The organism is Streptomyces sp. NPDC127129 (genome assembly GCF_042671585.1).
Taxonomy (GTDB): domain Bacteria; phylum Actinomycetota; class Actinomycetes; order Streptomycetales; family Streptomycetaceae; genus Streptomyces.
Genome location: NZ_JBHXTV010000003.1, coordinates 490,378 through 509,140, shown reverse-complemented (window position 1 = coordinate 509,140; position 18,763 = coordinate 490,378). Strand labels below are relative to the sequence as shown.

Genomic DNA, 18,763 nt, shown 5'->3' with positions numbered 1-18,763 from the left:
TTCCCCCCCCGGGGGGGGGCCCCCCGGGGGGGGGGGGGGGGGCGCCCCCCCCCCCCCCCCCGGGGGGGGGGGGGGGGCCCCCCCCCCCGGGCGGGGGGGCGCGGGCCCCGCCCCCCCGCGGCTCGCGGACATCGCGGCCCAGTCCGGGGTCAGCGAGGCCACGGTCAGCCGGGTCCTCAACGGCAAGGCGGGCGTGGCCGGCGGGACCCGGCACCGCGTCCTGGCCGCGCTGGACGTGCTCGGCTACGAGCGTCCCGTACGGCTGAAACGGCGCAGCGCGGGCCTGGTCGGCCTGCTCGTGCCGGAGCTGACCAACCCGATCTTCCCCGCGTTCGCGCAGGTCATCGAGCAGGTCCTGGCCGGGCACGGCTACACCCCGGTGCTCTGCACCCAGATGCCGGGCGGCGCCACCGAGGACGAGCTGGTCGAGCAGCTGGAGGAGCGCGGAGTCACCGGCATCATCTTCCTCTCCGGGCTGCACGCGGACGCCTCCGCCGATCCGGAGCGGTACGTCCGACTCGCCGCGCGGGGCGTCCCGTTCGTCCTCATCAACGGCTTCAACGAGCGGATCGACGCCAACTTCGTCTCGCCCGACGACCGGGCGGCCGCGCGGATGGCCGTGCGGCACCTGGTCGAGCTGGGCCACGAGCGGATCGGTCTGGCGATCGGTCCCACCCGTTACGTGCCCTCGCGCCGCAAGGCGGAGGGCTTCGCCGCCGAGCTGCACCAGCTCCTGGGGATGGAGCGCGCGGAGGCCGAACGGTACGTCCGTCCCACGCTGTTCGGCGTCGAGGGCGGACACGCGGCGGCCGACATCCTGCTCGACCAGGGCTGCACCGGGATCGTCTGCGGCTCCGACCTGATGGCGCTCGGCGCGATCCGCGCGGTGCGCGCCCGGGGCCTCGACGTGCCCGGTGACGTGTCGGTCGTCGGCTTCGACGACTCGCCGCTGATCGCGTTCACCGACCCGCCGCTGACCACCGTGCGCCAGCCCGTGCAGGCGATGGCGACGGCGGCGGTGGGGGCGCTCCTGGAGGAGGTGGAGGGGAACCCCGTGCAGCGCACGGAGTTCGTCTTCCAGCCGGAGCTGGTGGTCCGGGGCTCCACGGCGCAGCCGCCGGCCGGGACCTCGCTGCAACTCCTTGCGTAACTCCCTGCATTGAGGGGTCCCAAGGGTTGACCGGGGCTCGGGGCACTCGTACGGTCACGGCTGAAAACAGTTGCTGTCATTTTCGGCAACTTCTTGCGACAGGGACGTCGTCAGGAGGAATCATGGCCAGAAAGACCGTGGCCGCTGCACTCGCCCTCGTGGCGGGAGCCGCTGTGGCCGTCACGGCGCCGCCCGCCCCGGCCGAGGCGGCGGCACCCGGCCCCAAGGACGTCACCGCGGTGATGTTCGAGTGGAAGTTCGCCTCGGTGGCCAAGGCCTGCACGGACCAGCTCGGTCCGGCCGGTTACGGCTACGTGCAGGTGTCGCCGCCCCAGGAGCGGATCCAGGGCTCGACCTGGTGGACCGCCTACCAGCCCGTCAGTTACAAGATCGCCGGCCCGCTCGGCGACCGCACCGCCTTCAAGACCATGGTCGACACCTGTCACGCGGCGGGCGTGAAGGTCGTCGCCGACACCGTCATCAACCACATGGCGAACGCGTCGGGCACGGGGACGGGCGGGACCTCGTTCTCCAAGTACGACTACCCGGGGCTGTACTCGGGCGCCGACATGGACGACTGCCGGTCCACGATCTCGAACTACCAGGACCGGGGCAACGTCCAGAACTGCGAACTGGTCCAGCTGCCCGACCTCGACACCGGCGAGGACTACGTCCGCGGTCGCATCGCCGGTTACATGAACGACCTGCTCTCCCTCGGCGTGGACGGCTTCCGGGTCGACGCGGCCAAGCACATGCCGGCCGCGGACCTCGCGAACATCAAGTCGCGGCTGACCGACCCGGGCGTCTACTGGAAGCAGGAGGCGATATACGGGGCCGGCGAGGCGGTCTCCCCGAGCGAGTACCTGGGCAACGGGGACGTGCAGGAATTCCGCTACGCGCGGGACCTCAAGCGGATCTTCGGCTCGGAGAAGCTCGCCTACCTGAACAACTTCGGCGAGTCCTGGGGCTACATGTCCTCCGGCGCCGCCGGCGTCTTCGTCGACAACCACGACACCGAGCGCGGCGGCGACACCCTCAACTACAAGAACGGCGCCGCCTACACCCTGGCGAGCGTCTTCATGCTGGCCTGGCCCTACGGCTCCCCGGACGTCCACTCCGGCTACGAGTGGTCCGACAAGGACGCGGGCGCCCCGAACGGCGGCCAGGTCAACGCCTGTTACAGCGACGGCTGGAAGTGCCAGCACGCGTGGCGCGAGATCGCCTCCATGGTGGGCTTCCGCAACGCCGCGCGCGGCACGGCGGTCGGCAACTGGTGGGACAACGGCAACAACGCGATCGCGTTCGGCCGGGGGGACAAGGCCTACGTCGCCCTCAACCACGAGGGCTCGTCGCTGACCCGCACCTTCCAGACGGGGCTGCCGGCCGGCACGTACTGCGACGTGCAGTCGAACACGCCGGTGACGGTGAACGCGGCGGGCCAGTTCACGGCCACGCTGGCATCGAACACGGCGCTGGCGCTGCACGTGAACGCGAAGACCTGCGGCGGCGGTACGACGACCCCGCCGCCCGCGAGCTCCGGAGCCGCCTTCAACGTCAACGCCACCACCGTCGTCGGCCAGAACATCTACGTGACCGGCAACCGCGCGGAGCTGGGCAACTGGTCCCCGTCCGCGGCCCTGAAGCTGGACCCGGCCTCGTACCCGGTCTGGAAGCTCGCCGTCGCCCTGCCGGCCGGCACCGCCTTCGAGTACAAGTACGTCCGCAAGGACGCGGCGGGCAACGTGACCTGGGAGTCCGGCGCCAACCGCACCGCGACGGTCCCCGCCTCCGGCCAGATCGTCCTGAACGACACCTTCCGCAGCTGATCGCCCCTCTCCTCAGGGCCGCCCCGCCGGGGCGGCCCCCCTTCCCGTACCTCCAGGGAGAACCCCCGTGATACGCAAGAGAACGGCGGCCGCCGTGGCCGTCGCCCTGTGCGCGGCGATGGTGCCCGCCCTCCCGGCCGCGGCCGCGCCGCCGCCACCGCCCCCGCCGTCCGACCGGGCGCTCGCCGCGCAGCCCGCGCGGCACGACCTCACGCGCGAGCAGTTCTACTTCGTGCTGCCCGACCGGTTCGCCAACGGAGACCCCTCCAACGACCGCGGCGGGCTCACCGGCACCCGGCTCGACACCGGGTTCGACCCCGCCGACAAGGGCTTCTACCAGGGCGGTGACCTCAAGGGACTCACCAAGAAGCTCGACTACATCAAGGGCCTCGGCACCACCGCCATCTGGATGGCGCCGATCTTCAAGAACCAGCCCGTCCAGGGCACCGGCAAGGACGCGAGCGCCGGCTATCACGGCTACTGGATCACCGACTTCACCCAGGTCGACCCCCACTTCGGCACCAACGCCGACCTGGAGAGGCTGATCGACCAGGCCCATGCCAAGGGCATGAAGGTCTTCTTCGACGTCATCACCAACCACACCGCCGACGTCGTCGACTACAAGGAGAAGAGCTACAACTACCTCTCCAAGGGCGCCTTCCCGTACCTGACGAAGGACGGCGTCCCCTTCGACGACCGCGCCGCCGCAGCAGACGGAACGTTCCCGCGCGTCGACACGGACTCCTTCCCCCGCACCCCCGTCGTCCCCGCCGAGAAGAGGAACCTCAAGGTCCCGTCCTGGCTCAACGACCCGACGATGTACCACAACCGGGGCGATTCGACCTTCGCCGGCGAGTCCTCCCAGTACGGCGACTTCGTCGGCCTGGACGACCTGTGGACCGAGCGTCCCGAGGTCGTCGAGGGCATGGAGAAGATCTACCAGCGCTGGGTCCGCGACTTCGACATCGACGGCTTCCGCATCGACACCGTCAAGCACGTCGACACCGCGTTCTGGACCCAGTGGGCCACCGCCCTCGACGAGTACGCCGCGAAGCGCGGCCGCGACGACTTCTTCATGTTCGGCGAGGTCTACTCCGCCGACCCGGCGATCACCGCGCCGTACGTGACCGAGGGCCGCCTCGACGCCACCCTCGACTTCCCCTTCCAGGACGCCGCCCGCGCCTTCGCCTCCCAGGGCGGTACGGCGGAGAAGCTGGCGGGCCTCTTCGGCCAGGACTACCGCTACACCACCGACAAGGCCAACGCCTACGAGTCGGTGCCCTTCCTCGGCAACCACGACATGGGCCGCTTCGGCACCTTCCTCCAGCAGGACAACCCGAAGGCCGGCGACGCCGAACTCCTCCAGCGCTACCGGCTCGCGAACGAGCTGATGTTCCTCACCCGCGGCAACCCCGTCGTCTACTACGGCGACGAGCAGGGCTACACCGGCGCCGGCGGCGACAAGGACTCCCGCCAGACCCTCTTCGCGTCGAAGACCGCCGACTACCTGGACGACGACCAGCTCGGCACCGACCGCACCCACGCCACCGACGCGTACGACACCACCCACCCCCTCTACCGCCAGATCGCCGCGCTCTCCGCGCTCACGAAGAAGCACCCGGCGCTCCGCGACGGCATCCAGGAGCAGCGGTACGCCGAGGGCTCCGTGTACGCCTTCTCCCGCACCGACGCCCGTTCCAGGAGCGAGTACGTCGTCGCCGTCAACAGCTCCACCGAGGCGAGGACCGTCGAGATCCCGACCGGCTCCGCGGGCATGGACTTCACCGCGATCCACGGCGGTGACACGCGCGTCACCAGCGCCGGCGACACCAGGATCAAGGTGACCGTCCCGGCTCTCGGCTCCCTCGTGCTCAAGGCCGCGAAGCCGCTCGGCGCGCCCGCCGCCACCCCGGAGATCACCCTCAAGGCCCCCGAGGCCGGCGCCACCGGCACCGTCGAGCTCTCCGCCGACGTCACCGGCGGACAGCTCAACCGCGTGGTCTTCGCCGCCCAGACCGGCACCGGAAAGTGGCAGGTCCTCGGCTCCGCCGACCACGCCCCGTACAAGGTCACCCAGAAGATCACCGCGCCCGCCGGAACCGCCCTGCGGTACAAGGCGGTCGTCGTCGACAGCGCCGGCCGCACCGCGAGCGCGACCGCCGCGACCACCAGCGGAGCCCCGGCCGTCGAGCAGCCGCCGACCGCCACCCAGCGCGACTACGCGATCGTCCACTACAAGCGCGCCGACGGCGACTACGCCGACTGGGGTCTGTACACCTGGGGCGACATCGCCGACGGCGAGGGCACCACATGGCCCGCGGGCAAGCCCTTCACCGGCCGTGACGCCTACGGCGCCTTCGCCTACGTCAAGCTCAAGCCCGGCGCCTCATCGGTCGGCTTCATCGCCGTGAACAAGGACGGCGTCAAGGACACCGACGCCGACCGCGCCGTCGACCTCTCCAAGCCCGGCGAGGTCTGGATCGAGCAGGGCAGGCCGACCGTACTGAACGCCGCGCCCGAGGGTGCGTACCCGCCCCAGGACACGACGAAGGCCGTCCTGCACTACAAGCGCGCCGACGGCGACCACGCCGGCTGGGGCCTGCACACCTGGACCGGCGCCGCGAACCCCACCGACTGGAGCAAGCCGCTGGAGCCGGTGCGCACCGACGCCTACGGCGCGGTCTACGAGGTTCCGCTCGCGGCCGGTGCCACCTCCCTCTCGTACATCCTCCACAAGGGCGACGAGAAGGACCTGCCCACCGACCAGTCCCTCGACCTGAAGGCCGACGGCCACGAGGTGTGGCTGCTCGGCGGCCAGGAGAAGTACCTGCTCCCGCAGCCCAAGGGCAGCGGCGCCGCGCTCGACCTCGCCAAGGCCCAGGCGATCTGGATCGACGAGACCACCCTCGCCTGGAACGGCAGCGACGCCGCCGCCTCCAGCGTGCTGCTCTCCTCCCGCGCCGGCTCCATCACGGTCGAGAACGGGACGCTCACCGGCGACGACCGCCGGGCGCTGCGCCTGAACCGCACCGAGCTGACCGACGCCCAGAAGGCCGCCTTCCCGCACCTGAAGGCGTACGGAGCCTTCACGGTCGACCCGCGCGACCGCGACCGCGTCCGCGAGGCGCTCAAGGGGCAGCTCGTCGCCGCCCAGTACGCGGCGAACGGCGCCGTCCTGACGGCCACGGGCGTCCAGCTCGCCGGCGTCCTCGACGACCTCTACGCGCCGAAGGCGACCGGGGCCGACCTCGGCCCGGTCTTCCGGGGCGGCCGCCCCACCCTGTCCCTCTGGGCGCCCACGGCCCAGTCCGTCGCGCTCGAACTCGACGGCAGGACCGTGCCCATGCGCCGCGACGACGCCTCCGGCGTCTGGTCGGTCACCGGCACGCGCGCGTGGACGGGCAAGCCGTACCGCTACGTGGTCAAGGTCTGGGCGCCGAGCGTCCGGCAGATCGTCACCAACAAGGTCACCGACCCCTACTCCACCGCCCTGACCACCGACTCGGCCCGCAGCCTGGTCGTCGACCTCGCGGACCCGAAGCTGGCCCCCAAGGGCTGGAAGAGCCTGGCCAAGCCGGCGGCCGTACCGCTGCGGGACGCCCAGATCCAGGAGCTCCACATCCGCGACTTCTCGATCGCGGACACCACGGCCGTCCCCGCCCACAAGGGCACCTACCTCGCCTTCACCGACGCCGGCAGCAAGGGCTCGCAGCACCTGAAGGCGCTCGCCGCCTCCGGCACGTCCTACGTCCATCTGCTCCCGGCCTTCGACATCGGCACCATCCCCGAGAAGAAGTCCGCGCAGACCGAGCCGGCCTGCGACCTCAAGGTCTACGCCCCCGACTCCGAGGAGCAGCAGGCCTGCGTCGCCGCCGCCGCGGCCAAGGACGCCTACAACTGGGGCTACGACCCGCTGCACTACACCGTCCCCGAGGGCTCCTACTCCACCGACCCCGAAGGCACCCGCCGTACGGTCGAGTTCCGGCAGATGGTCCAGTCGCTCAACGGCGCCGGACTGCGCACCGTCATGGACGTCGTCTACAACCACACCGTGGCGAGCGGCCAGGCCGACAAGTCCGTCCTCGACAAGGTCGTGCCCGGCTACTACCAGCGGCTGCAGGCCGACGGCTCCGTCGCCACCTCCACCTGCTGCGCCAACACCGCGCCCGAGAACGCCATGATGGGCAAGCTCGTCGTCGACTCCCTCGTCACCTGGGCCAAGCAGTACAAGGTGGACGGCTTCCGCTTCGACCTCATGGGCCACCACCCGAAGGAGAACATCCTCGCCGTCCGCAAGGCCCTGGACGCGCTGACGGTCGCCAAGGACGGCGTCGACGGCAAGGCGATCGTGCTCTACGGCGAGGGCTGGAACTTCGGCGAGATCGCCGACGACTCCCGCTTCGTCCAGGCCACCCAGAAGAACATGGCCGGCACGGGCGTCGCGACCTTCTCCGACCGGGCCCGTGACGCCGTCCGCGGCGGCGGCCCCTTCGACGAGGACCCGGGCGTCCAGGGCTTCGCCTCCGGTCTGTTCACCGACCCCAACTCCTCGACCGCCAACGGCACCCCGGAGCAGCAGAAGGCCCGGCTCCTGCACTACCAGGACCTGATCAAGGTCGGTCTGTCCGGCAACCTCGCCGACTACTCCTTCACCGACACCTCCGGCCGTACGGTCAAGGGCAGCCAGGTCGACTACAACGGCTCCCCGGCCGGCTACGCGGCCGCCCCCGGCGACGCGCTGGCCTACGCCGACGCCCACGACAACGAGACCCTGTACGACGCGCTCGCCTTCAAGCTCCCCGCGGGCACGCCGGCCGCCGACCGGTCCCGGATGCAGGTCCTCGCCATGGCGACGGCGACGCTCTCGCAGGGCCCCGCGCTCTCCCAGGCGGGCTCGGACCTGCTGCGCTCCAAGTCGCTCGACCGCAACTCGTACGACAGCGGCGACTGGTTCAACGCGATCCACTGGAACTGCGGCGACGGCAACGGCTTCGGCCGCGGCCTGCCTCCGGCGGCCGACAACAAGGCCAAGTGGGGGTACGGAAAGCCGCTGCTGACCGCCCCGGCCCTCACCGTCGGCTGCAAGGAGATCGACGGCGCCTCGGCGGCCTACCGGGATCTGCAGAAGATCCGTACGACCGAGTCCGCCTTCTCCCTCGCCACCGCCGGGCAGGTCCAGGACGCCCTGTCCTTCCCGCTCTCCGGCACCGGCGAGACCCCGGGCGTGATCACCATGCGCCTGGGCGGGCTGGTCGTGGTCTTCAACGCCACGCCGGAGCGGCAGACCCAGCGGGTCGCCGCCCTGGCCGGGAAGGGCTACGCCCTCCACCCGGTCCAGGCCGGGGGCTCGGACACCGTGGTCAAGTCCGCTTCGTACGAAGCCGGTTCGGGCACCTTCACCGTCCCGGCCCGTACGGTCGCGGTGTTCAGGGCCGGGTGAGCGCCTTCTCCAGGAGCGTGACCCCGTAGGACGTGCCGTCGGCGGCGACCTTTCCGGGTTCCTCGCCGACGACCGTGTAGCCCGCGGCTTCGTAGTACGTACGGAGCCGCGGGTTGCTCGTCAGACAGTCCAGCCGGGCCACCGCCCTCCCGCCGGCCGCGATCCGCTCCTCCGCGTGCGCGAGGAGCGTGCGGCCGGCTCCGGCGGGGGCGGCCTCCCGGTCGGTCATCAGCCGGTGGACGTAGCCCGCGACCGGCGGCTGAGGGCCCCACGCCGGCTCGTCCTCCCACCACAGCTCGTACGCCCCCACGGCCCGGCCGTCACGGGCCATGAGCCATACCTCTCCGGTGGCCATCCGCGCCCGGAAGTGCTCCGCGCTCTTGTCGCCCGGCTTCCACTGGTCGATCCCGTTGCGGACCATCCAGCCGGCGGCCGTGTCGAACAACCCCACCAGACGGTCCAGATCGCGGTCGTCCGCCTGCCGGAAGGTCACTTGTGCGTCCATGGTGATCACCGTAAGGGGTCCGGTCCGGCTCCCTCCGCCGAGGTCCGCACCCCTGAACCCCGTCTAGCGCGGGCTCTGACCGCCCTGGGCCGGCACCCGCGGCACCAGCGCCATGAGCCGGTGGGCGAGCTCGCCGAACGGACCGTCGGCCGGCTCGTCGGCGAGCATGCGGACCAGGATGTCCGCCATCTCGGCGTCGTAGGCCGCGCTCACCGCCGCGAGCGCCGCGAAGTCGTGCACCAGCTGCAGCTCCAGCTCCGCGCGCGGCACCCGCCGCCCGTCCAGCCAGATCAGCGCCGTCGACTCGGCCAGCGACACCCAGGACCGGACGACCAGTTCGAGCCGGGCCGAGGGGCGCTCGACGTCCAGGTGGGCCAGGATCTGCTCGTACGCGGCCTGCCGTACCTCGTCGATCATCGCGTTCGTCGTCGACGAGCCCACCGCGGGCCCGCCCCGCATCAGCGCCGCGAAACCCGGCCCGTGATCGTCGACGAAGTCGAAGAACCGGCCCATCACGCGCAGCAGCCGGGCGCCCAGCGGGCCCTGCGGCGGCTCCAGGAACCGGGCCGCCAGCTCGTCCGCCGCCCGCCGCAGCGCCGCCTCGTACAGACTCTGCTTGCCGGGGAAGTAGTGGTAGACCAGCGGCCGCGAGATCCCCGCGGCCGCGGCGATCTCGTCGATGGACACCTCGTCGGGAGAGCGGTGGCTGAACAGCTCAAGGGCCACCCCGATCAGCTGCTGCTTGCGCTCCTCGACGCCCATCCTGCGGCGTACCCCGGTCGTCATGCGAACAGCCTAACGGGCGTCCGTTACGCTCCCTCGACATGAGCACCAACGGTTTGAGCCCGAAGCAGGCCCGCCAACTGCGGATAGCCGCCGCGTCCGTGCTGCTGGTCGCCATGGCCGCGGTCCTGGTGATCCGGCTGGCCAGCCGTACGTCCGTGCTGGTCGTCGGCGTGTACGGGCTGGCCATGATCCTCTGCGGCGTCGTGATCGAGCTCTCCCGCAACGGCCGTACGCGGCTGGGCACCTGGCTCCTGGTGGGCGGCCTGGCGGCCGCCCTCGCCTTCGACTGGCTGATCCTTCCCTGACCCGGCCTGATCCGGCCTGATCCGAAGACACTTCCTAGAGGTCGAGAACCAGCCGTTCTCCGGCGCAGCGCGAGACGCAGATCAGCATCGAGTCGCCGCGCTCCGCGTCCGTGAGCAGCTCGTCGCGGTGATCGATCTCGCCCTCCAGGACCCGCTGTTGGCAGGTGCCGCAGAAGCCCTGCTCGCAGGAGTACGCGACGCCGGGCACCGCGCCCCGGACGGCGGCGAGAACCGACTGGTCCGCCGCCACCGTCACCGTACGTCCGGTGCGGCGCAGTTCGAGTTCGAAGGGGCCGCCGCCCGCCGCGGCGGGGGAGAAGCGCTCCAGGTACGGCGTCCGGCCCGCCGGCATCGCGGCGGTCACGGCGTCCATCAGGCCGTCCGGGCCGCAGCAGTACACCGCCGTCTCCTCGGGCACCTCGGCGAGGAAGCCGAGTGCGGGGCGCCCCGACTCGTCCTCGGCGACCACCGTCACCCGGGAGCCGAGCTTCTCGATCTCGTCGAGGTACGGCAGGGTGGCGCGGCTGCGCCCGCAGTACAGCAGCCGCCAGTCGGCGCCCGCCGCCTCCGCCGCGCGCAGCATCGGCAGGACGGGGGTGATGCCGATGCCTCCCGCGACGAAGACGTACGCGGGCGCGTCGGTCAGCGGGAAGCGGTTCCGGGGCCCGCGGATCTCGATCTCCGTGCCCTTGTGGAGCTGCTCGTGCACCTCGCGCGAGCCGCCCCGGCCCCCCTCGACGAGACGGGTGGAGACCGTGTACGCGTCGGTGTCGGCAGGGTCCCCGCAGAGCGAGTACTGCCGTACGAGCCCGGACGGCAGCACCAGGTCGACATGGGCGCCCGGCTGCCAGGCGGGCAGGCCCGTGCCTTCGAGCCGGAGCCGTACGACGCCTTCCGCGGGCTCGGTGCGCTCGGTGACCAGGACCTTCCGGGTCACGGTCGCGAGCCGGCCGCGGCCGGAGACCGGCTCGTCGAGTGCGGGCAGGGGCCAGAGCGGGGCGGCGTTGATCCGGCGGCGCATGGCCCGCTTGGCGAGGACCGCGGCCCCGGCGATCAGGACGACGGTGAGCGGACGGGGCATGGTCAGCGGCCTCCGTTGGCGCCGGGGGAGTTGGCCAGATAGGCGACGGCCTGGGCCGTGTTCCCCTCCTGGGAGGGGTGGTAGTCGCGGCTGAGGTAGCGCGGGACCGCCCGGAGCAGATCGGGCGTGGACGGCAGTACGCCCTCCCGGCCCTTGCGGACGAGCTGGCCGACCGACGCCCTGCCGTTGAGGAGCGTGGGGTCGTTCTCCATGAAGAAGCGGGTGCCGCGCTGCCAGAGGAAGACCATCGCGGTGAAGGCGGTGGCCCAGGTCCGGGCGCGGCGCCGGTAGCCGCCGTCGAGGTGCATGAACAGTTCGAAGGCGACGGAGCGGTGCTCGACCTCCTCGGCGCCGTGCCATCGCAGCAGGTCCAGCATCGTCGGATCCGCTCCCCGCCGGTCCAGCTCCTCCGCGTTGAGGACCCAGTTGCCGAGGAACGCGGTGTAGTGCTCGATCGCGGCGATGAGCGCGACCCGCTCCATGAGCCACCAGCGGCGCGCCCGGCCGGGCGGCAGGGTCCGGTCCCCGAGCAGCTTCTCGAAGAACCAGTCCACCTGCGCGGTGTACGGCGTGGGGTCCAGGCCGAGCTTCTTGAGGTGCGGGAGCACGTCGTCGTGCGCCTGGGAGTGGACGGCCTCCTGGCCGATGAAGCCGATGACGTCGTCACGCAGCCGGTCGTCGGTGATGAACGGGAGCACCTGCTTGTACACGTGCACGAACCATCGTTCGCCGGCCGGAAGCAGCAGGTGCAGCACGTTGATGGTGTGGGTGGTGAACGGATCGCCGGGAACCCAGTGCAGCGGGGTCTCCTCCCAGTCGAAGGAGACCTTGCGGGCCTTGAGTTCGATGTGCTCCGACGCCACCGGTGCAGGCTGCGTATTAGACATACCGTCAATGTACTGAGGGGTAAGCAACGCGCACCAGGGTCGTGCACGAGTTTTCGCCGGGCCGGACGACCGCTACCGCAACGCGCTCACCCGCGTTCCGTCCCTCAGCGTGCCGACCAGGTCGGCACGGGCACCGGCCGTCGTCCGCACCGCGAGCAGCGGGCCGTCCGCCTCGCCCTTCACCCCGCCCGTGGTCCGCAGCGACACGACGTCCCCGCTCCCCGCCGCCAGGACGTACCAACGGCCGCTCCTGGCCTGCCAGAGCACCCCGGCGAGCACCCGCGGCTCCCGCACCCCGCAGGCCGGGGACTCCTCGGCCTGCGCCACCACGGCGGCGGCCACCCCCGGCGCGGGGCCCTGGAACTGGGCGAGGACCCGGCTGCCCGTGCCCCGCCAGGTCTCCGCGCGGGCACACACCCAGGCCGCCCGGCCCCCGTCCTCCGGCAGCCGCTGCTCGGCGAACGGCCAGGCGTTCACCGACCGCACCCCGTGCGAGCGGACCGCCGTCAGCCGGCAGGCCGCCCGTTCCCAGAGCGACCGCGCGGCCTTCCCCGTCACGTCCGCCGGCGCCCCGGGCGGTCCCGAGGTCAGCCGGGCGGGCGCCAGTTCGCCCAGATCGGCAAGGAGCCGCACCCCCGTCGTGTCCCGGACCTGGAGCGTGTTCCATGCCGTGCACCCCCGTGCCTGGGCGGGGCTGAGCAGCGGCTGTGTGACGCCGTGCGCGTCCCGTTCGAGCCGCCACGGCTCCTTCGCCGGAGCCAGCAGGTCCCGTACGGTCGTCTCCCGGACCCAGGGGGCCGTCACGTAACGGACGTTGGCCGTCGTACGGGAGAGCACCAGGGCCGCGGAGCCGGCCTCGTCCGCCCCGTCCGTCCGGGCGAAGTCCAGCGCCGCACCGGCCGTCCCCGCCGACGGCTCGGCGTACCGCACCGCCCGCAGCCCGTCGTGGAACAGCACCACCCGCGAACCGTCCACCTCGCCCGCGTACAGCAGGTGCGGCGAGCCCATCGGCGGCCCCACCGGCGTCCCCGGTGTCGCCGAGGACCGCACCGAGGCGCCGGGCCGTGCCCACACCGCGAGCGCCCGCCGCAGCAGCGCCCGGTCGTCCACCAGGGCGCCCCGCGCCGGCCAGACCGAGAAGTCCGTCCGCGTCGAGCGCTGCCAGAACCCGGCGGGGACGCGGCGCAGCTTCCCCGGGTCGAGCGCGGCCTCCACGGCCGGATTGCGCGCGTACGAGGGCGCGGAGGCGCCGCCGGGCCCCCAGCCCTCGCCGGGCAGCCCGAGCAGCGTCCCGCAGACCAGGACGGCCGCCGCCGCGGCGAGCGCCGCCCTGCCGTGCTGACGGCGGCGCATCAGATCCGTCGGCCGGGCCTGCAGCGAGCACGGATCGAACTCGGGCGAGTCGAGCAGCCCGGCCGCCCCGATGCCCAGCGCCGCCTCCACCTCGTCGGCCGCCCCGAGCGCCGCCTCCGCGTCCGGCTCCGCCACCCCGGCCGCCGCGAGCACCCGCAGGACCTCCGGATCGCCCTGCCGCTCCAGCCACCGCAGCACGTACACCGCCCGCGCCGGTCCGGTCAGGGCGGAGAGGCGCTGGTCCAGGGCCAGTTCGTCGGCGCCGCCCGCGCGCGGGAACAGCCGGAGCCCCCATACGTGCGGCAGCAGCGGCGGGAACTGCGCCCGCCGGGGCAGCGCCCGGCGCCGCAGCGGCAGCCCCGCGACGAACGCCTGCCGGAGCACCTCGACCCGGACGTACGCGTACCCGGGGTCGACCGCGTCCTCCGAGCAGTGCGGCCCGGGGATCCCGGCCCCGGAGGCCCGCCGCCCCGGCAGCGAGCGCTGGACGAGCGCGTGCGCCGTCAGCACCCTCCGGTTGCGGCCCAGCGAGGGCGGCAGCACGAGGTACGCGATCCGGACCAGCCGCGGGTAGTGCTCGACGAGCGCGGCCTCGGCCTGTTCGACATCGACCGGGCCGAAGGGGAAGGAGGCGAGTTCCTGGGTGCTCACATTCAGCAGAACGAGCGAATCATCCGATGGTCACCCCGGCGGACGGCCGCCCGGCGGCGGCCGGAGCCGGTCCCCGGGCCACCGAGCGGCGGGCGTCGCGGCTCAGGCCTCGTGGACCGTCAGGCGCTCGCGGATCACGGCCGTCACCTCGTCGGGGACGCCGAGCCCGTCCCGTACGTACCGCTCCATCGAGCCGTGCCGGACCGCCACCTCGTCCAGCGCCGCCCGCAGGTACTCCGGTACGACCCCGATCAGGGCCAGCGCCAGCTCCGGGTCGCCGCCCTGTGCCGTGAACCCCTCGATCATCGGCGCGAAGGCCTGGCGCACGGCAGGGTTGACCGACAGGTACTCCGCCAGGACCGTCTTCTCGTCCGCGCCGAGCAGGGTCAGCACGACCGCCGCCGCCCAGCCCGTGCGGTCCTTGCCCGCCGTGCAGTGGAAGAGCAGCGGGCCGCCGCGCGGATCGCCGAGCTCGGTGAGGAACATCCGGTAGGCGGCGCGGGCGGAGTCGCTCGACACGAAGGCCCGGTACGTCCGGGCGAAGGCCTCCTGGGCCCGGCCTCCGCCGAGCGCCTGATCGGCCAGCACGGGGTTGGTGAGCAGGGTCTTCAGCCGGGCGGCGGGTGGCAGGCCGCTGGCGGCCAGATGGTCGGCGAGCACGTCGGCGGTGAGCAGCCGCACGTCCGGCGGGACCCGGTCGGGCCGGTCCGTCCGCTCCTGCGCCGTACGGAAGTCGACGACGGTACGGATGCCGAGCGCGGCCACCGCCGGGTCCGCAGGATCGAGCCGGTCGAGCTGCGCGGACCGGAAGAGCCGCCCCGAGCGGACGCTGCGTCCCTCACCGAGGGGGAGCGTGCCCAGGTCGCGGAGGTTGGCGACGGTGGCGGCGGGGATGGCGGGCATGGCGTCGACTCCTCCGTATCGGTACGTCTTCGGGATGTATCAGACCAAACCGTAACCGATCGGATTCCGGTCACCTCGGCGCGACCGGGCGGGCAGGATGGGCGGATGTTGATGCGCACGCGACGAACGACGACGACGGTGGCCCTGGCCCTTCTGGCGGCGACGGTCGCCGTGACGGGGTGCAGTTCGCAGGCGGAGGCGCCCGAGGAGGCGAGCGGCACCCTGGAGCAGATCGCGGAGCGCGCCGGCTGCGCCCCCGACCTCCAGACGGACGCGGCCGAGCTCCGTCAGGCCAAGTGCGCGACGGACGACGGCGCGTACGTCCTGACCACCTTCGCGACCGATCGCGGGCAGCGCGAGTGGCTCAACGAGGCCAAGGACTACGGCGGTACGTATCTCGTCGGCCGCAAGTGGACCGTGTCCGCCGACGACGGCACGGTGAAGCAGGTACGCGAACGGCTCGGTGGTCAGGTCGAGACCACCGAGCCGCACGCGCCGCACGCGTCGCAGTCCTCCGGAGACGGGTCCGGACACGGGTCGGAACACGGTTCCGGTCAGGGGCCGGAACACGGGTCAGGACACGGGTCCGGAGGCCACTAGGAACAGCGACGCCCCTCGTTGATGCAGCTCACCACCCTCCGCATCAACCGCTGGTCGAAGACGTTGATGAAGTCGCCGTGGTCGGTGATCGGCTTGTGGAGCTGCTCCGGGAAGGAGTCGACGGCGAAACCGGGGCCGGGGGGCACGTCGTAGACGATCCGCTGGACGAGCTGCGGGATGGCCCGGAAGCCGTTGCCGCAGCGCCCGCTCGCCGGGTCGGCGAAGGCCACATGGGTGCGGTGGTTGGCGCTGTCGGTGTTCTGTCCGTCCCAGCAGCTCTGGAAGCGGAAGGTCCGCACGACCTTGCTGCCCTCGGGGCAGATCGGGTACTTGTCCTTCAGCTGGCGGTTCTCGAAGCCGGTGCAGGACCAGGACGCGTTGGCGTTCGCGTCGCCGTTGGTGAAGGCCTTGGCATCGCCCGTGATGATCCGCAGGAACCGGGGCATCGCGGTGACCTTGGAGACCGGGCTGCCGACGAAGTTCAGGGTGACCTGGGCGGGTGTCTGGATCTCGCCGACGTTCTGGTCCTTGCCGCCGCCGTCCGCCTGCGCGTCGGCCTCCGCCTGTCCGTTCTGCAGGCGCAGCACGGGCCAGTAGTACGTCGAACGGTCGCCCTGGTTCCGGCAGGTGGTCCGGCCCCTGGCCAGGTCGTCGTCACTGGCGAAGGCGTCGTTGGCCTGGTTGCCGACGTAGTCGTGCATGTGGTGGGCGCCGTTGCTCACTCCCGGCGCGACGATCACGTTGTCCGGGTTGAACTTGCCGTTCTTGTTCGTGCCGCAGTTGGTGGCGAACGAACCGCGCGAGGCGCCCCGGCGCTGCCGGGGGAGGTTCACGTTCGGCTGGACGGTGGTGATGTCGACGAAGTCCGAGGCCTCGGGCCCGTTCCCCGCCTGGCCCTGGTCCTGCTCCTCCTCGCCGGGTTGCTCCTGCTCCCCCTCCTCGCCGTTGTCGCCGCCGTTGTCCCCGCCGCCGTTGTCCCCGCCCGCCGGCTGCTCGTCGTCCGCGCGCAGGGTGCACGGCGCGAGGCTGTCGAGCTGCTGACCGGTCATCTGGCCGATGCGCTGCAGGATGTTGAGCCGCTCGTTCCTGAGCGGGGTCAGGATCTGCTGCTCGGCGAAGGCCGGGTCGCTCTCGACCCGCTCCTTGTTGTCGGCGAGGCGCTGGTACGCGACGGTGATCTGACTGTCCAGCGTGGCGAGCTCACGGTCCACCGCGGTCCGCGAGGCCTCCGGCACCTGGGTCAGCTCGTCGCCGACGTCGGGACAGTCGATCGTCGAGACCGCGTTCTGCCGGTCGGGCGGCGGCGGCGATTGGTTGCCCCAGCCCTGGCCGGCCGAAGCGTAGACATTGGCGGCGATCAGGCCGCCCCCGCCCAGAATCAGGGCGACGGAGGCGGCCACCGCTCGTTTCGCGCGTGTCGAACGTTTTCTTGTGCGTCGCATGGGACTTCATACGGACGGAAGGCCCCCTGCGTTCAACCGAACCGGGGCGGACATCAGTCCGACAGGAGGGCCGCCTCCCGCTCCGGGGCGAGTCCCACCGGCGGCCGGTCCGCGCGGTGCGGGGCCGCGCCGCCGATCGACCGGAGCCAGGCCCAGGTGTCCGCGACCGTCTCGGTCACCGGGCGGCAGCGCAGCCCGGTCGCGAGCGCCTTGGAGACATCGGCGCGGTGCATCGCCTCGTACAGCTCGCCCGGGGGGATCCAGATCGGCAGGTCGGACCACGGCTCGACGCCGGCGGCGAGGAGCTTCTCCGGTTCCGCCCAGCGCAGTTCGGCGTCCGAGCCCGTCGCCCGCACACAGGCGTCGAGCAGCTCCTCGGTCGTGGTGTGTCCGGGCGGCGAGACCAGGTTGTACGCGCCCGAGAGCCCGACCGCCGCGGCGTCGGCCGTCCACTCGGCGAAGTCGCGGACGTCGATGTACTGGAGCGGCAGCGCGCGCGGGCCCGGCGCGAGGACCGGGCCGCCCCGCGCGATCCGCCCCAGCCACCACGGAAGCCGGCCGATGTTCTCGTACGGGCCGATGATCAGCCCCGCGCGGACGAAGAGGGTGCGGTCCGGGCCGAACGCCTCGACGGCCGCCAGCTCGCCGCCCCGCTTGGCCTCGGCGTACGGCACGTCACCGGCGTCCGGCGAGCCCTCGACCAGTGCCCCGTCCTCGGTCAGACCCGCCGGCTGCGGCCAGGCGTAGACCGACCGGCTCGACACGTAGACGAAGCGGTCCACGCGGTCCGCGAGCAGCCGGGCCGCGTCGCGGACGACCGACGGCGCCGCCGACCAGGTGTCCACCACCGCGTCCCAGGAGGCCTTCTCGTCCGCGGTGAGCGCGGCGAGCCCGCCCGGGGCCGTACGGTCGCCGATCAGCGAGACGGCCCCGGCCGGGGGCTCGTGGCGACCGCGGTGGAAGACCGTCACCTCCCAGCCCCGCGCCAGCGCCGCCTCGGCCACGGCGCGCCCCACGAACTCGGTACCGCCCAAGATCAGAAGTCTCATGCCACGACTGTGCATCGGGGGGCGGGGCATCGCCCAACGATTCCTCCACGGGTGAAACGGGAGGGGGTCTCCCGCTCCGGGCGAGGGGATGTCACCATGGCCGGATCATGACGGATGCCCGCTCGCCGATACGCGCCCTGCGAGCCGCCCTCTTTGCGGCGGTGTGCGTGACATTGGCTGCTGTGGGGCATTCGTCCATGTCTGCGCACTCGACCCCTCCGGGTTCGCTGTACGCGGCCTTCGCGGTCACCGGCGCTCTCGCCTGGCTGGCGGGCGGCCGGCGTCGCGGCGCGTTCGCGATCGCCGGGGGGCTCGCGGCCGTTCAGACGGTCCTGCACCTGATCTTCTCGGCGGGCGAGGGCCGCGGCGGCGCCGTGGACCACGCGGCGATCGACCCCATGGCGACGGCCGACCACGCGGCCATGGCGCACATGACCATGGACCCGGCGACGATGGCGGCCATGGCCTCCCTCATGGAGGGCGCCACCGGCCACTCCTCCGCCGGCATGCTCGCCGCCCACGCCCTCGCCGCCCTCGTCTGCGGCCTCTGGCTGGCCAGGGGCGAGGCCGCGCTCTTCGCGCTCGCCCGGACCGTCGGAGCGCTCGCCTTCACCCCGCTGCGGCTGCTGCTCGCCGTCGTCCGCGTACCCGAACTCCCGCACCCCGTACGCCCGCGCCGGCACACCCGCCGGCTGCACGGCGTCGTCCTCGCGCACACCCTCTCCCGGCGCGGCCCGCCCCGGCTGTCCCTTCCCCGCGCCACAGCCCTCGGAGTCCACGTCTGA

The 18,763-nt window shown here is 72.5% G+C and carries 14 protein-coding genes; 6 read left to right on the top strand and 8 right to left on the bottom strand.

Features of this window, described 5'->3' with window-relative positions; all coding sequences use genetic code 11:
* Window positions 1-130 precede the first annotated feature (130 nt).
* From ACFVGW_RS08430 to pulA, 3 genes are all read left to right on the top strand, one after another.
* Window positions 131-1,150 (top strand): LacI family DNA-binding transcriptional regulator, encoded by a 1,020-nt coding sequence (locus ACFVGW_RS08430; RefSeq protein ID WP_352191428.1) that lies wholly within the window; start codon window positions 131-133, stop codon window positions 1,148-1,150.
* 122 nt (window positions 1,151-1,272) lie between these two features.
* Window positions 1,273-2,976, top strand: coding sequence for a carbohydrate-binding module family 20 domain-containing protein (locus ACFVGW_RS08425; RefSeq protein ID WP_385851297.1), 1,704 nt, complete (start codon window positions 1,273-1,275; stop codon window positions 2,974-2,976).
* Window positions 2,977-3,094: 118 nt separating this feature from the next.
* The gene (pulA, locus tag ACFVGW_RS08420; RefSeq protein ID WP_385851319.1) at window positions 3,095-8,416 is read left to right on the top strand and encodes a pullulanase-type alpha-1,6-glucosidase; all 5,322 of its coding nucleotides are present in this window, start codon (window positions 3,095-3,097) and stop codon (window positions 8,414-8,416) included.
* Here the strand turns inward: pulA and ACFVGW_RS08415 are convergent.
* Entirely contained in the window at window positions 8,403-8,921 is a 519-nt protein-coding gene (locus ACFVGW_RS08415; RefSeq protein ID WP_385851296.1) for a GNAT family N-acetyltransferase, read from the bottom strand. The genes pulA and ACFVGW_RS08415 overlap by 14 nt on opposite strands.
* A gap of 63 nt (window positions 8,922-8,984) precedes the next feature.
* Window positions 8,985-9,707 carry a TetR/AcrR family transcriptional regulator gene (locus tag ACFVGW_RS08410; RefSeq protein ID WP_352191394.1) on the bottom strand — a complete coding sequence of 241 codons (723 nt, stop codon included), beginning with the start codon at window positions 9,705-9,707 and terminating at the stop codon, window positions 8,985-8,987.
* Between the two features lie 38 nt (window positions 9,708-9,745).
* Here ACFVGW_RS08410 and ACFVGW_RS08405 point away from each other — a divergent pair, with 38 nt between their 5' ends.
* Window positions 9,746-10,012, top strand: coding sequence for a hypothetical protein (locus tag ACFVGW_RS08405; RefSeq protein WP_260226591.1), 267 nt, complete (start codon window positions 9,746-9,748; stop codon window positions 10,010-10,012).
* A 34-nt stretch (window positions 10,013-10,046) separates the two neighbouring features.
* Here ACFVGW_RS08405 and ACFVGW_RS08400 read toward each other — a convergent pair whose 3' ends face one another.
* The 4 genes from ACFVGW_RS08400 to ACFVGW_RS08385 form a co-directional block, all read right to left on the bottom strand.
* Window positions 10,047-11,093 (bottom strand): PDR/VanB family oxidoreductase, encoded by a 1,047-nt coding sequence (locus tag ACFVGW_RS08400; RefSeq protein WP_385851295.1) that lies wholly within the window; start codon window positions 11,091-11,093, stop codon window positions 10,047-10,049.
* 2 nt (window positions 11,094-11,095) lie between these two features.
* Entirely contained in the window at window positions 11,096-11,980 is an 885-nt protein-coding gene (locus ACFVGW_RS08395) for a metal-dependent hydrolase (protein ID WP_383228770.1), read from the bottom strand.
* Between the two features lie 72 nt (window positions 11,981-12,052).
* Entirely contained in the window at window positions 12,053-13,993 is a 1,941-nt protein-coding gene (locus ACFVGW_RS08390; RefSeq protein WP_385851318.1) for a hypothetical protein, read from the bottom strand.
* Between the two features lie 93 nt (window positions 13,994-14,086).
* Complete coding sequence (locus tag ACFVGW_RS08385; protein ID WP_385851294.1) at window positions 14,087-14,887, bottom strand: tyrosine-protein phosphatase; 801 nt, start codon at window positions 14,885-14,887, stop codon at window positions 14,087-14,089.
* A 111-nt stretch (window positions 14,888-14,998) separates the two neighbouring features.
* Between ACFVGW_RS08385 and ACFVGW_RS08380 the strand changes: the two genes are divergently transcribed.
* Complete coding sequence (locus ACFVGW_RS08380; RefSeq protein WP_385851293.1) at window positions 14,999-15,487, top strand: hypothetical protein; 489 nt, start codon at window positions 14,999-15,001, stop codon at window positions 15,485-15,487.
* On the opposite strand, the gene ACFVGW_RS08375 is transcribed toward ACFVGW_RS08380, so the two are convergent.
* Together ACFVGW_RS08375 and ACFVGW_RS08370 are read right to left on the bottom strand one after the other, a co-directional pair.
* Entirely contained in the window at window positions 15,484-16,929 is a 1,446-nt protein-coding gene (locus tag ACFVGW_RS08375; RefSeq protein WP_385851292.1) for a DUF1996 domain-containing protein, read from the bottom strand. The two genes, ACFVGW_RS08380 and ACFVGW_RS08375, sit on opposite strands and share 4 nt — an antisense overlap.
* Before the next feature lie 53 nt (window positions 16,930-16,982).
* The gene (locus ACFVGW_RS08370; RefSeq protein ID WP_385851291.1) at window positions 16,983-17,978 is read right to left on the bottom strand and encodes an NAD-dependent epimerase/dehydratase family protein; all 996 of its coding nucleotides are present in this window, start codon (window positions 17,976-17,978) and stop codon (window positions 16,983-16,985) included.
* A gap of 197 nt (window positions 17,979-18,175) precedes the next feature.
* Here ACFVGW_RS08370 and ACFVGW_RS08365 point away from each other — a divergent pair, with 197 nt between their 5' ends.
* On the top strand, window positions 18,176-18,763 hold the full coding sequence (locus ACFVGW_RS08365) for a hypothetical protein (RefSeq protein WP_385851290.1): 588 nt from the start codon (window positions 18,176-18,178) through the stop codon (window positions 18,761-18,763).